At 62.6% G+C, this 13009-nt stretch carries 10 protein-coding genes; 4 read left to right on the top strand and 6 right to left on the bottom strand.

Annotation, left to right across the window (positions count from 1 at the left end; all coding sequences use genetic code 11):
- Positions 1–12 precede the first annotated feature (12 nt).
- Positions 13–1599 carry a cytochrome ubiquinol oxidase subunit I gene (locus AC5RWO_RS12995; protein WP_498731811.1) on the bottom strand — a complete coding sequence of 529 codons (1587 nt, stop codon included), beginning with the start codon at positions 1597–1599 and terminating at the stop codon, positions 13–15.
- 194 nt (positions 1600–1793) lie between these two features.
- Between AC5RWO_RS12995 and AC5RWO_RS12990 the strand changes: the two genes are divergently transcribed.
- Together AC5RWO_RS12990 and AC5RWO_RS12985 are read left to right on the top strand one after the other, a co-directional pair.
- A complete protein-coding gene (locus tag AC5RWO_RS12990) occupies positions 1794–2180 on the top strand; it encodes a BlaI/MecI/CopY family transcriptional regulator (RefSeq protein WP_074702571.1) in 387 nt (128 codons plus the stop codon).
- Between the two features lie 6 nt (positions 2181–2186).
- Positions 2187–3140: a M56 family metallopeptidase gene (locus tag AC5RWO_RS12985; RefSeq protein ID WP_498731809.1), complete on the top strand. Its 954-nt coding sequence runs from the start codon at positions 2187–2189 to the stop codon at positions 3138–3140.
- A gap of 67 nt (positions 3141–3207) precedes the next feature.
- Here the strand turns inward: AC5RWO_RS12985 and AC5RWO_RS12980 are convergent, their stop codons facing one another.
- A complete protein-coding gene (locus AC5RWO_RS12980; protein WP_498731808.1) occupies positions 3208–5319 on the bottom strand; it encodes a DNA gyrase/topoisomerase IV subunit B in 2112 nt (703 codons plus the stop codon).
- A 268-nt stretch (positions 5320–5587) separates the two neighbouring features.
- Here AC5RWO_RS12980 and AC5RWO_RS12975 point away from each other — a divergent pair, with 268 nt between their 5' ends.
- A complete protein-coding gene (locus AC5RWO_RS12975; protein ID WP_074702574.1) occupies positions 5588–5809 on the top strand; it encodes a DUF7455 domain-containing protein in 222 nt (73 codons plus the stop codon).
- A gap of 98 nt (positions 5810–5907) precedes the next feature.
- Here AC5RWO_RS12975 and AC5RWO_RS12970 read toward each other — a convergent pair whose 3' ends face one another.
- From AC5RWO_RS12970 to AC5RWO_RS12955, 4 genes are all read right to left on the bottom strand, one after another.
- Positions 5908–7146, bottom strand: coding sequence for an RNA polymerase sigma factor (locus AC5RWO_RS12970; protein ID WP_101632632.1), 1239 nt, complete (start codon positions 7144–7146; stop codon positions 5908–5910).
- 317 nt (positions 7147–7463) lie between these two features.
- Complete coding sequence (locus tag AC5RWO_RS12965) at positions 7464–8669, bottom strand: DUF4192 domain-containing protein (RefSeq protein ID WP_498731806.1); 1206 nt, start codon at positions 8667–8669, stop codon at positions 7464–7466.
- 157 nt (positions 8670–8826) lie between these two features.
- Positions 8827–10179, bottom strand: a complete 1353-nt coding sequence (locus AC5RWO_RS12960) for an MFS transporter (protein WP_498731805.1) — start codon at positions 10177–10179, stop codon at positions 8827–8829.
- A gap of 51 nt (positions 10180–10230) precedes the next feature.
- Entirely contained in the window at positions 10231–11178 is a 948-nt protein-coding gene (locus AC5RWO_RS12955; RefSeq protein WP_498731804.1) for a proteasome assembly chaperone family protein, read from the bottom strand.
- 262 nt (positions 11179–11440) lie between these two features.
- Between AC5RWO_RS12955 and AC5RWO_RS12950 the strand changes: the two genes are divergently transcribed.
- A complete protein-coding gene (locus tag AC5RWO_RS12950) occupies positions 11441–12970 on the top strand; it encodes a leucyl aminopeptidase (RefSeq protein WP_498731803.1) in 1530 nt (509 codons plus the stop codon).
- Positions 12971–13009 lie beyond the last annotated feature (39 nt).

The following is a 13009-nucleotide window of genomic DNA, read 5'->3' as shown; positions in this document are numbered from 1 at the left end:
GGGCGGTTGTCCTCAGTAAGCAAAGGCGAGCACATCGTCGTCGTCCTTGCGCTTGCCGCTGCCTTCGCCGCCGTCGTCATCTTTGTCCTCGTGCAGCAGCTCGGGCATGGCGGACGGCACCCCGCCGCGGCAGTAGGCGAAGAGCAGCTTCACTTCCACCACCAGCAGCACGCCGTACACCAGGGCGAAAGCCGTAAGCGAGAAAACGAGCTCGGCCAGCGAGACGCCCGGCGAGACCGCGGCGGCCGTGAACATGAAGACGTTGTCGATGCCGTCCGGATCAGGATTGGGCGCGACGACGAACGGCTGGCGACCCATTTCCGTGAAGATCCAGCCAGCCGAGTTGGCGCCGAACGGGGCCAGGATCCCGAACACAGCCAGCCGCATCAGCCACTTGGATTCCGGCACGGTGCCACGGCGGACAATCCACAGCGCAACCAGGGCGGCGCCAGCGGCCAGCATGCCGAAGGTAATCATCATCCGGAAACCCCAGTAGGTGACCTCCATGACCGGGACATAGTCGATTTCGGCTCCGGCGCGCTCGCCGTAGATCGGGTTGTCCGGCAAATGTGTGCCGAATTTCTCCTTGTACTCGGGCAGCAGGGAATTGATCCCGCGGATTTCGGTAGTGAAATCACCGTTGGCCAGGAAGGACAGCAGCCCCGGCAGTTCGACGACTGCAACCAGGTCATCGCAGCTGTTGGAGCCCAGGTCGCCCACGGAGAGGATCGAGAAACCCGTCCCGTCGTGGCACGCCGCCTCGGCAGCAGCCATCTTCATTGGCTGCTGCTCGAACATGAGCTTAGACTGCAGGTCGCCGGTCAGGGCAACCCCGCCGAACGAGACCATAGCGACGACGGCGCCGATCCGCAGGGAGCGCAACCAGACTTTATGGTCCGCGGCGTCGCGGCCGATGGCAGGCCTTGAACCGACGATGACCTTGCCGTCGGCGCCAACGGTATCGATCCCGTCACGGCGGCGCTTCCACAGGTGGTACCAGCTGATGCCGAGCAAGAAGCCGCCCGCCACGGAGAACGCTCCGAAAAGGGTGTGCGGGTAGGCCACCAGCAGCGTGTTGTTGGTCAGGACGGCCCAAATATCGACCATCACTGGACGTCCATCGATCATTTCGACGCCGACTGGGTGCTGCATCCAGGAGTTGGCAGCGAGTATGAAGTAGGCCGAGCCCATGGTGGCAAGCGATGCAGCCCAGATGCTCAGCAGGTGGATGGCTTTAGGCAGCCGGCCCCAGCCAAAGATCCACAGGCCCAGGAAGATCGACTCGACGAAGAAGGCCAGCAGCGATTCCAGCGCCAGCGGCGCACCGAAGACATCTCCGACGAAGCGGCTGTACTCGCTCCACGCCATGCCGAACTGGAATTCCTGCACCAGGCCGGTGGCCACGCCCATAATAAAGTTGATCAGGAAAAGTTTGCCCCAGAACTTGGTCATCCGCAGGTACTGGTCCTTGCCGGTCCGGTACCAGGCCGTCTGCATGACCGCGACGACCAGGCCGAGGCCGATAGTCAACGGCACCATCAGGAAGTGGTAGACGGTGGTGATGCCGAATTGCCAGCGGGCGATTTCCAGGGCTTCCACGATAAATACCCCTTCGGGACGAGCCGGCACAGGCTAAGGCGTCGGCGGGAAATATTTCTACAGGCCGTAGAAGTACAACTTTCTACGTAGTGTAGAACAATTTCCGCAAACGCGGTAAATTAGAGAGTGAGACCACATCCCGGCAGCCTGAGCCGCCGGGGCGAGCAGCTAGTTTGGTAGGACGAAGGAAATACATGGCAACTCTTGGGGAGCTGGAACGCGCGGTTATGGACCTGCTGTGGCAGGCCGACTCGGAAGATCCAGCGGAGATCGCTTTTACCGCAAACGCCCTGCGCGACCGTCTGGCACGGAAAACGGATTCAAGCCCGGATGGCAAGGAACTGGCAGTAACGACTGTGCTCACTGTTTTGTCCCGGTTGGAAAAGAAGGGCCTGGTACAGCGTGAACGGGACATCCGTCCGCACCGCTACCGGGCAGTGACCAGCCGTGAGGAACACACTGTTGAGTTGATGAACGAGGTCCTTGGATCCGCGCCGGACCGCGAGGCCGTGCTCGCCAAATTCATCGGCAGCGTTTCCGAACAGGAAGCCGAAACCCTGCGTAAGCTGCTGACTGCGTAGCCCGTAGTGTTCTGGGCCTCGTATCTCTTGGCCGCCATGGCGGTCATTTTGGCGTGGCCCGTGCCGGTTTTGCTCGCCCGGGCAAAATGGACCGCACGGGCACCGGTCACGGCCTTGGTACTGTGGCAAGCCATCGCGCTGGCAGGCGGGCTCTCCATGATCGGCGCCATGCTGACATGGGGGCTGGAACCACTGGGCGAGAACCTCCTTGCGGGGCTTCAAGGTCTGGCCGGGCTGCTGGCCAGTTACGCGCCGGCACCCGGCCTGGACCTGGTCCATGTGTTCGCGCTCAGTGCTGCTCTGCTGCTGGGCGTACATCTGGTCTTCACTCTGCTGTTGACCTATTACCGGATCCGCAAGCAACGCAACAAGCACCGTGACCTGCTGAACCTGCTCAGTTCTCCGGTCAAAAACTCTCCCAAGACCCTGGTGATCAGCCATCCCGCACCGGTGGCGTATTGCCTCCCCGGCGGAGCTGGCTCCGTTACAGTACTCTCGGAAGGTCTGCTGGAGTTGCTCCGGCCCGAAGAGCTCGAGGCGGTTCTGAACCATGAGCGCGCCCATCTGAACCAGCGCCACGACCTGCTGCTGTGGGCCTTTGCTGCCTGGCGCTCCGCGCTCCCCTGGCTGCCGACATCGCAGCTCGCGCAGCGTGCCGTGAACGAACTGATCGAGATGCTCGCCGATGACGGGGCACTCAGAACCGCGAACAGGGAAACCTTGATCCGTGCCGTTGCCGTGGTGGCTAGCGGCGAACGGCCAACCGGCGTCGGCCCTCCAGCCAAAGAGTTGCTGACCCCGGAAGAGTCTGAGGCCCTGAGCACCGCCCACCGGCTGCACCGGCTACTGTCGCCGTCGCCGCCTCTGGGCAAGCCCGCGCAAGCACTGGTGCTGGGCTGCTCGGCCTTGCTGCTGGCCGTGCCGACCGTCCTGCTCCTGGCCCCGGGGCTGGCCGGGTAGCAGCAGAACGCTGGCACCCTCTCCGGACTGCCTGCAAGCGGCTCCCCCGCTGCAGGCCTGACCTTCGTTAGGCGTCGATCCGCTCGCGGTCCAGCATGGCTGCACCGGCAACAATGAACTCCTTGCGCGGTGCCACGTCCGACCCCATCAGCAGGTCAAAAGCACGCTCGGCAGCCTCGGCATGCTCGATGCCGACACGTCGCAGAGTCCGGTGCCGCGGGTCCATGGTCGTTTCAGCCAACTGGTCGGCGTCCATTTCGCCCAGGCCCTTGTACCGCTGGATCGGCTCCTTGTAGTTCCGGCCGCTCTTCTCCAGTTCGGCCAGCAGGCGCAGCAGTTCATTCTCCGAGTAGGTATAGATGAGTTCGTTGGCTTTTGATCCGTGATTGATTACTTCCACCCGGTGCAACGGTGGTACCGCGGCGTACACCCGGCCGGCTTCAACCAGCGGGCGCATGTAGCGGAAGAAAAGCGTCAGCAGCAGCGTACGGATATGCGCACCGTCGACATCGGCGTCGGTCATCAGGATGACCTTGCCGTAACGGGCGGCGTCAAGCTGGAAACTTCGGCCCGAACCGGCGCCCACCACCTGGATCAACGCGGCGCACTCGGCGTTGGCAAGCATGTCTCCCACCGAGGCCTTCTGGACATTAAGGATCTTGCCGCGGATCGGCAGCAGCGCTTGATGGTCTGAGGAACGGGCCAGCCGCGCCGTCCCCAGTGCGCTGTCACCTTCGACAATGAACAGCTCGGAGCGCGCCACATCATCCGTACGGCAATCCAGCAGTTTCGCCGGCATCGAGGAAGTTTCCAAGGCGTTCTTGCGCCGCTGCGTTTCCTTGTGCACGCGCGCGGAAATCCGCGACTTCATCTCGCTGACAACCTTTTCCAGCAGCAGCGCAGACTGGGCCTTGTCTCCCCTGGCCGTGGAGGTGAGCTTCGCTTGGATTTCCTTTTCCACCACGCGCGAGACGATATTGCGGACGGCGGAGGTACCGAGGATTTCCTTGGTCTGCCCCTCGAACTGCGGTTCGGCCAGCCGCACGGTCAGCACGGCAGTCAGGCCTGCGAAGACGTCATCCTTTTCGATCTTGTCATTGCCGGCCTTGAGCTTGCGCGAATTAGCTTCAATGACCTTGCGGAAGGTTTTCAGCAGTGCCTGTTCGAAACCGGCCTGGTGGGTGCCGCCCTTCGGTGTAGCGATGATGTTGACGAAGCTGCGGACGCTTGTGTCATAGCCAATCCCCCAGCGAAGGGCGATGTCCACCTCGCAGTCCCGTTCAACCTCCGCCATCCGGCTGTGGCCCTTTTCGTCCAGCACCGGCACGTTTTCCTTGAATTTGCCGGAGCCGTGGACGCGCCAAACATCGGTGACCGCGCTGTCGTTGGAGAGATACTCGACGAACTCGGCGATCCCGCCGTCATGCTGGAAGACCTCTTCAATCGGCCCGTTTTCTCCGGGCGTACCGGGCAACTGGCGTTCGTCGCGCAGAGTGATCCGAAGCCCTGGAACCAGGAAGGACGTCTGCCGCACCCGGGCCTGCAGTTCCTCATAGGAGAACTTGGCATCGGGGGTGAATATCTGGCGGTCGGCCCAGTAGCGGATCCGAGTACCGGTGACACCCCGCTTGGCTTTGCCCACCACTTCAAGAGTGGAGCTCTGCAGGAAAGGCTCGAACTTCGAATCGGGGCTGGGGCGTTTGCCCGTGTCCGCGAAATGTCCGGGCTCGCCCCGGCGGAAGGACATCTGGTACGTCTTGCCGCCGCGGTCCACCTGGACATCCAAACGGGAGGAGAGGGCGTTGACCACGCTGGCGCCGACGCCATGCAGGCCACCGGATGCTGTGTACGAACCTCCGCCGAACTTTCCGCCGGCGTGCAATTTGGTGAAAACGACTTCGACACCGGTCAGGCCGGTCCGCGGTTCCACGTCAACGGGAACCCCGCGGCCGTCATCGTGGATTTCCACGGAACCGTCGGGATGCAGGATGACAGTGATGCTCTGGCCGAATCCGGCCAAAGCCTCATCCACTGAGTTGTCGATAATTTCCCAGAGGCAGTGCATGAGTCCACGCGAATCCGTGGACCCGATGTACATGCCTGGGCGCTTGCGGACCGCTTCCAGTCCCTCGAGGACGGAAAGATGGCGGGCTGTGTAATCGGAACTCGGTGGCGCCACTGAACTAGGAACTCCTTGGCCATACGAAAAGTGAACTCAAACATCCCGGGGGCTCCCCGGGCGGCCGCTTGCAAAATAAAGGACCGATACTAGGCTAGTCCCCTTTAGCAGCACGGATGTGCACCTCTTCGGCCAGCGCGTCGGGGATCACAGCAGATCCTGCCCGTTACGTACATGTGATACGCGGTCAGCGAAAGTGATCCAAAGGTGCAAAGAAAACAGCCAAAGCAGTGGTTGTATGGACATACACATTTGTAAGGAGGTCGTCATGACAACAGCAGTAGCTACCCGAGAACTGACCGCAATGGACCGTTGTGATCGCTGCGGGGCCCAGGCCTACGTCCGAGTTGTGTTGGAGTCCTCCGGGGGAGAATTGCTTTTCTGCGGACACCACGCCCGCCAGCACGAACCGCAGTTGCGTTCCAAGGCTGCCGAATGGCAGGACGAAACCGGCCGGCTTCGCGAGACGCCTGCCATGGCTGCGGAATAGACTTCAGGAATTCCTCTGTCGCACAGCCGATAACTGCATAAATAACGATGGCGCCGTCCCCTTTCGGGGGACGGCGCCATCATTATTGGCCGTGGAGATTAGTCCAGGTAGTCGCGCAGCACCTGGGAACGAGACGGGTGGCGCAGCTTGGACATCGTCTTGGATTCAATCTGGCGGATCCGTTCCCGCGTCACGCCGTAGACCTTGCCGATTTCGTCTAAAGTCTTAGGCTGGCCATCGGTCAGGCCGAAGCGCATGGCAACGACGCCGGCCTCACGCTCAGACAAGGTGTCCAGGACGGAGTGCAGTTGCTCCTGCAGCAGGGTGAAGCTGACTGCGTCCGCCGGGACAACAGCCTCGGAGTCCTCGATCAGGTCACCGAATTCGGAGTCGCCGTCCTCGCCCAGCGGCGTGTGAAGGGAAATCGGCTCGCGGCCGTACTTCTGGACCTCGACAACCTTTTCGGGCGTCATGTCCAGCTCCAGCGCCAGTTCCTCCGGCGTAGGCTCACGGCCCAAGTCCTGCAACATCTGCCGCTGTACACGGGCAAGCTTGTTGATGACTTCGACCATGTGCACGGGAATACGGATGGTGCGGGCCTGGTCGGCCATGGCACGGGTAATGGCCTGGCGGATCCACCAGGTGGCGTAGGTCGAGAACTTGAAGCCCTTGGTGTAGTCGAACTTCTCCACAGCACGGATCAGGCCCAGGTTGCCTTCCTGGATCAGGTCCAGGAAAAGCATGCCGCGGCCGGTATAACGCTTGGCCAGCGAAACGACCAGACGAAGGTTGGCCTCGAGCAGGTGGTTCTTCGCACGCTTGCCGTCGTGGACAATCTGCTCCAGATCACGGCGAAGGCGCGTTTCCATGCTGCCATCGTCCTTGGCCAGCTTCTCTTCGGCAAAAAGTCCGGCCTCGATGCGCAGCGCGAGATCGACTTCCTGCTCTGCGTTCAGCAGGGCGACCTTACCGATCTGCTTCAGATAGTCCTTGACCGGATCTGCAGTGGCTCCGGCCGAAACTACCTGCTGGGCCGGAGCATCATCGTCGTCCGCGTCGGAGTAGACGAAGCCGCCTTCTTTGCCGGCAGGCTTTGCGGTTTCGTCAGCTTCATCGGCTTCGTCAATAACGTCCGGCTCGGCGTCCTCATCCTCGACGTCAACGTCGGTCTGGTCCTCAGCGGCTTTTGTGGTCTTCTTGGCTGCGGGGCCCTTCTTGGCTGCGGCTGCACCTGGCTTGCGACCGCGGCGCTTGGGCGCGGCGGGAGAGGCAGAAGTTGTCGTGGCGGTAGCAGTCTCCTCCACGGGAACTGCAGCAGTCTTCTTCTCAGGTGACACAGAGAACCTTTCATACGGGCGGTCTGTGATGATACCTGTGGGTAACACCACTATGACCCTGTCAAGTCCGTGTTTGATTTCAAGCAAAAGCCACAGATGCAGGGTCTGCGATACATAACCTGCTCTGCGCCGCGGGTATTCCCATACTGGTCATACCCACTTGCAACACGAACCCGACCGGGTCTCGGTTCCCATTGTCTCACGTTTTCACCCCGCTGGTGAACGAACATTTGCCTTCCTCGCCTGTGTTGCCGCGACCGTATGGAGATGGCGGGCGGCAGGGCTCGGCCGGCTTTCACCGCGGCTCGCGATGCCGGTCAGGCAGCTCGATCGGCTGACCCGGACCACGATGAGTCTCGGTCCGTAGCCCAAACAGGCAGGGTGCCGGTCGCGACGAAGTCACTGAGCAGCCGGGCGAGGCTGTAGTTCGGGAACTCCTGCAGAACCATTTCCAGTGCCTCGTGCGCCATGGATCCGCGGCCGCGGGCCCATTCAAGCCACGCCAGCAGAGTTCCCGCTGCCGCCTTGGACGACCCCTCCGACCCGTAATAAAGGCCGACCAGAAGATTCGCTGCCCGGTCCACCCTGGCCCATTGCGGGGCCTGCGGGGAATCCCCGAGCAGCACGGCATCGAAGATGCGCCGGTATGCATCCAAAGTCATACCCGGTTTCCATGTCGCGCAGGGAAACGGGCCCACCGGAGGGACATCGATGCCGGTCGGTTCGGTACCGGTCAACACTCCGCTGCTGACTGCGCCTCCGTAAGCAGCATCCAGTCCGCGGCAAATCAGCACGATAACGGCGTCGCGGACATGAAACGAAGTCAGACTCGCGAGCAAAAAAGGGATCCGCTCCGGTCCGGGCGCAGAGCGGATGGCTGCGTCCCAGCAGAGCAGGGTCCGTCGGAACACCTCAGGTGCATCCCAGCGCCCCTCAAGCTTCCGCACGATTTCGCTGCTCTTACTGAACATTGCAGCTGCAGACTTCGCGACGGCGGATTCGGAGCGTCGGAGAGTGAGGGCTTGGCTCACGGACGGGGCGACGCTGCTCCCCCGGAAAATCATCTCCGCGTTGATGGTGCTTTCGGCGATACGTTCCACCGGATGGCCACCCGCCGGGCAACAACCCGGCCCCTTGCAGTGGAGGCAGCGGAAACGCTCGGAACCCACAACCCACCCGTCCCGGACGGGCAGGCCGGCACCATCGAGAGCGGTCAGGAGCAAGTCCAAAAGGGTCTCATAAGGGGGAAACTGCATGCACCCTTCCAACGCATCGATGTACAACACCAGCAGCGAGCTGTCCGCCCGGCTGTCCTTGCGGAGGTAAGCGGTGGCAGCGTCGGCAAAACGCGCCAATTCGTCCTCACCGCTGTCCTTCGGCAGGTCAACGCGAAGAGTAGCCCCTAGCCGTTTGCCGTTCAGGGACAGCAGCACCAGGCTTTGCCGGGGTTGGAACTCCAGAGCGTGGGGTATGTAGCCAAGGATGTCTTCTGGCCGGGACACATGAATTGTTTGTTTGTTCATTCCCCCAATCTGGCCGGGCCTGATGCCGTCGGACAGAGCCCCACGGCGCAATGTGGAGCAGTCGACACCACGGCACGTTTGTGGAGGAAGAGCCGTGCGAATCGCTTGTAGGTCGCACAGGAGTTGTTGAATCACATCCGGCAGTGTGTGTCCTGCTTTAACGCCGGCCGGCGCCCGCATCACGGCGGCGGTCCCGGCGTTGTTTGCGCAACCGGCGCTGTCGGGCCAATGCCACCCGCAGCGGCGGCACATCCTGGCCCTCCGCAGCCATGTTGGCCCTGACCCTCCTGCGGATGAACAGGATGGCAGCCGTGCCGCCGCCCAGGAACAGGAACTGGACGCTCAAGGCGATACGGAACGAGTCCAGGGCGTAGAGCTCCCCCTGCGAGTAACCGCTGGCATAAAGAGCATCCAGCGCCACCCCGACACAGAACATCACGAGCAGCGCGGAGACAAACCCGCCGACGTTGACGATTCCGGTTGCTGTGCCGGCCCGGCTGACCGGGTTGAAGGTCCGGGCGAAGTCGAACGCGATCATTGACCCCGGGCCGCCGACCGCCAGGACGAGAACCAGCACAACCAGCAGCCAGAAAGGTGCCCTCCCTGGATACAGCAACACGGCTAGCCACACGGCTGCCGTCGCGGCGATGATCAGCAATACGAGCGAGGAACGACGGAGCGGATGGCGGGCAACCCACCGTCCGAAAAACGGGCCGCTGCACAGTGCCACCGCCACGAAAACAGTCATCAGTGCCGAAGCTGCAGCCGGTTCCAGTCCCTGACCAGAAACCAGGAAGGGAAATCCCCAGGTCAGAATAAAGACGTTCCCCGCAAACTGCACCGTGAAATGCGACCAAAGCCCTAGCTGCGTTCCCGGTTGTTTCCACGCCTGCGCCAGAGAGACACCCGTCTGCCGAAGCGTGGGCGGCAGGTCCTGCTCCACCCCGGAGGGAACATTGCGGATGACAGTCGCCGCGAGGATGACGGACAGAACCGACAGAGCGGCCACGGAGAGGAACGCTGTCTGCCAGCCTTGCAGATTCAGCAGCGCCACGAATGGAATAACGCTGAGCAGCTGGCCCAGCTGACCCAGCTGCCCAGTCAGCTGGGTCAGCAAAGGGATACGTTTTCCGCTGAACCAGATCGGCAGCAGCCGCAGCACCGAGACGAAGGTCATCGCGTCACCGGCGCCCACCAGCAGACGGCCGGCCAGCCCTTCCGGAATGGAGGAAGCAAATGCGAGCTGGACCTGGCCGGCACACATCAGAACTGCACCCCCGGTAATCATGAACCGGGGCCCAAACCTGTCCACCATAAGACCTACGGGGATCTGCAGACCCGCGTAGACGAGGAGCTGCACGACTGTAAACGTGGACAGCGCCGCGGCAGTGGCATCAAAGCGTTCGGTAGCGTGCAGGCCGGCCACCCCGAAGGAGGTGCGCTGGGTGATGGCGACGAGGTAGGCGAAGACGCCTGTTCCCCATATCCACCAGGCACGCCGTGTATCCATGCCTCTTATTATTGGCGCGACCCGGGCAGAAGACTAATTACCGAACGAGTCTCAGTCGGTGGAGTCCGCACCAGGTTCAGGGCCGCGGTGGGTATCCGCAAGGCCGGCGAGGAAGGCTTCCACTTCGGCCCCCAACTCTTCGGCGTCCGGAAGCTCGTCATTATCCTTGGTCAGCAGGGATCGACGCGTCTCGTGTTCGGCGTACTTGTCATAGCGCTTTTCAAGTTTGCTAACCACATGCTGGACTTCGACAGATTCGTCAACCTGCCGCGCTATTTGAGCCTCCACATCACGGCCGGTCTCGCGCAACCGGTCGGTCGGCAGGACCAACGAGGCAGCTGCACCCAGATACTCCATCGTCGTCACGGCAGCCTGCGGATACTCCGCCTCGGCCAGATAGTGCGGGACGTGGACGGAATAACCCGTGACATCATGTCCGGCTTCGATCAACCGCACCTCCAGGAGGGGGCCGATGGCTGCCTGCAGCTGGGCGGTTGGTTTCCAGGCCGTAATACCGTCAATGAGCTCCGGCCGGTTTCCATGGACGGTCACGCCGAGCGGACGGGTGTGCGGCACGGGCATCGGAAGCGCCTGCACCCACGTCACCAGCCGGACCTCAAGCCTTTCCACCAGGGAAATCACTGCCCGGGTGAAGCGTTCCCACTGCAAATCCGGCTCGGCGCCCGTCAGGAGGAGGAACGGTTGGCCCATTCCGTCGTGCAGCCGGTACAGCTCGATTTTCGGGCGCTCGTAGTCCGTGAAGTGGTCGCCCACGAAGGAAATCTGCGGCCGCTGGCTGCGGTAGTCGATGAGCTGGTCCGCATCAAAGGACGCAATGAGTTCTGAATCCAACTGCTCCAGCAGCTCTTCCGCGAGTTGGGAAACGACATGGCCGGCTTCGGCAATTCCGGTAAACCCCATGACCAGGTTGAGACCACGCAATTCCGGCGAACCAATCAGTTCGGCATTTGTGCTGAACAATGAATTAGCATCGAGCATCCTGTCCTCCGTTCTGATGGTCGGCTTGGGCGCACACTGGCGCAACTATCTTTTGTATCAGCGCACCCGCTGGCGAAATAATTCCGTGGCTCTGCCGAAGCGGCCGGAACCGGAGCTACCCGCATCGGAATATGCGCCGTTCCGTCAGGTTCCGGCGCATCAAAGCCCCTACGGACTACTGTAGACACAACGCTACGAATGGACGCATCGGCCGGGGTCGGCCCGGTGGACTCCTACTCAAGACAAGTGAGGTCAGCACTTCGTGATCAGAACCACCGAGCCCAGGATCAACGCCACGGCCAAGGACGTCCGGAAGATCCAGTGCGATGCACTGGTGGTGGGGGTGGCCCAAGACACGTCCGGACCGGTCCTGGTGGGCAGCCCGCTCCGCGGCAAAGCGGCCCAGGCGCTGAACGACTCCCTAACGGTACTGGGCATCACCGGCGCCACCGATGAAGTCCGAAGACTGCCTGGCCTGCCCGAGCTCAATGCCGAGGTTCTGGTCCTTACCGGTCTGGGGAAGATGGAGCAGGGTGTCCCCCTGTCCGAGGAAACCCTGCGCCGGGCCGCCGGATCGGCGGTGCGCCAACTGGGCGGGATCTCCAGTGTCGCCCTTGCCCTGCCTGCTGAAACACCGGCCGCCGCGGCCGCCGTGGCCGAAGGCGCGGCGCTGGGCGCGTACTCATACAACGAACACCGCAGTGCCTCCGCGTCCGGGAAGCGGCCCGAACATGTCGAAACGGTTACCGTGCTGAGCCCGGCGGCCGGCGAAAAGAGCGTGATTGCAGCCGTCAAACGTGCGCAGATCATCGGCCGTGCGGTCAATGCCACGCGCACCCTGGTCAACCAGCCGCCGAGCCACCTCTACCCGGAAACGTTCGCCGATGCAGCCGCGGCGCTGGCTAAGGATCTGCCGGTCAAGGTGACCGTACTGGATGAGAAAAAGCTGGAAAGCGAGGGCTTCGGCGGGCTCGTGGGCGTCGGCAAGGGCTCTGCCCGTCCGCCCCGGATGGTCAAGGTGGAGTACTCCCCTGCCCGGGCCAAGATTAAACTCGCCTTCGTCGGCAAGGGCATCACCTTCGACTCTGGCGGTCTGTCGCTCAAGCCGGCCAACGGCATGGTGACGATGAAGTGCGATATGGCGGGCGCCGCCGTCGTACTTAACGCTTTGCTGGCCATTGCCGAACTGGGCTTGCCGGTCAAGGTCACCGCCTGGCTGTGCCTGGCCGAGAATATGCCGTCTGGACATGCCCAGCGGCCCTCGGACGTCATGACGGTGTACGGCGGCACGACGGTCGAGATCCTCAACACCGACGCCGAAGGCCGGCTCGTGATGGCCGATGGCCTCGCTGCAGCGAGCGAGGAGGCGCCGGATGCACTGATCGACGTTGCCACACTGACCGGTGCACAAATGGTTGCGCTCGGCAGCCGGGTTTCCGCCGTGATGGGCGAGGACGGCGTGCGGGACGCGGTCAAGGCTGCGGCGGACCGTGCGGGCGAGCTGTTCTGGCCGATGCCCCTGCCCGAGGAACTGCGCTCCAGCCTGGATTCGCCGGTGGCCGATCTGGCCAATATGGGTGAAAAGTTTGGCGGCATGCTCACGGCGGCAATCTTCCTGCGCGAATTCGTCGGTGAGGTCAACGGGGAAAAGATTCCGTGGGCACACCTGGACATCGCCGGCCCGGCATTCAATGAGGGCGCGGCCTACGGCTACACGCCGAAGGAAGGTACCGGCGTCGCGGTCCGGACGCTGGTAGCTTATGCGGAAGACGTGGTGGCAAGAGCCCGCTAAACGGGCCGCCTTGATAGGCGTCACCCTGCTGCTATCCGT

The sequence above is a fragment of the Arthrobacter sp. B055-34 genome, from assembly GCF_059090425.1.
Note: the sequence above shows the minus strand (reverse complement) of the source record. Positions and strands in the feature narration are given on the sequence as shown.

Coding starts and splice junctions, on each gene's coding strand:
- AC5RWO_RS12990 (WP_074702571.1), top strand. CDS start 1,794: ATGGCAACTCTTGGGGAGCTGGAACGCGCGGTTATGGACCTGCTGTGG.
- AC5RWO_RS12975 (WP_074702574.1), top strand. CDS start 5,588: ATGACAACAGCAGTAGCTACCCGAGAACTGACCGCAATGGACCGTTGT.
- AC5RWO_RS12965 (WP_498731806.1), bottom strand. CDS start 8,669: ATGAACAAACAAACAATTCATGTGTCCCGGCCAGAAGACATCCTTGGC.
- AC5RWO_RS12960 (WP_498731805.1), bottom strand. CDS start 10,179: ATGGATACACGGCGTGCCTGGTGGATATGGGGAACAGGCGTCTTCGCC.
- AC5RWO_RS12955 (WP_498731804.1), bottom strand. CDS start 11,178: ATGCTCGATGCTAATTCATTGTTCAGCACAAATGCCGAACTGATTGGT.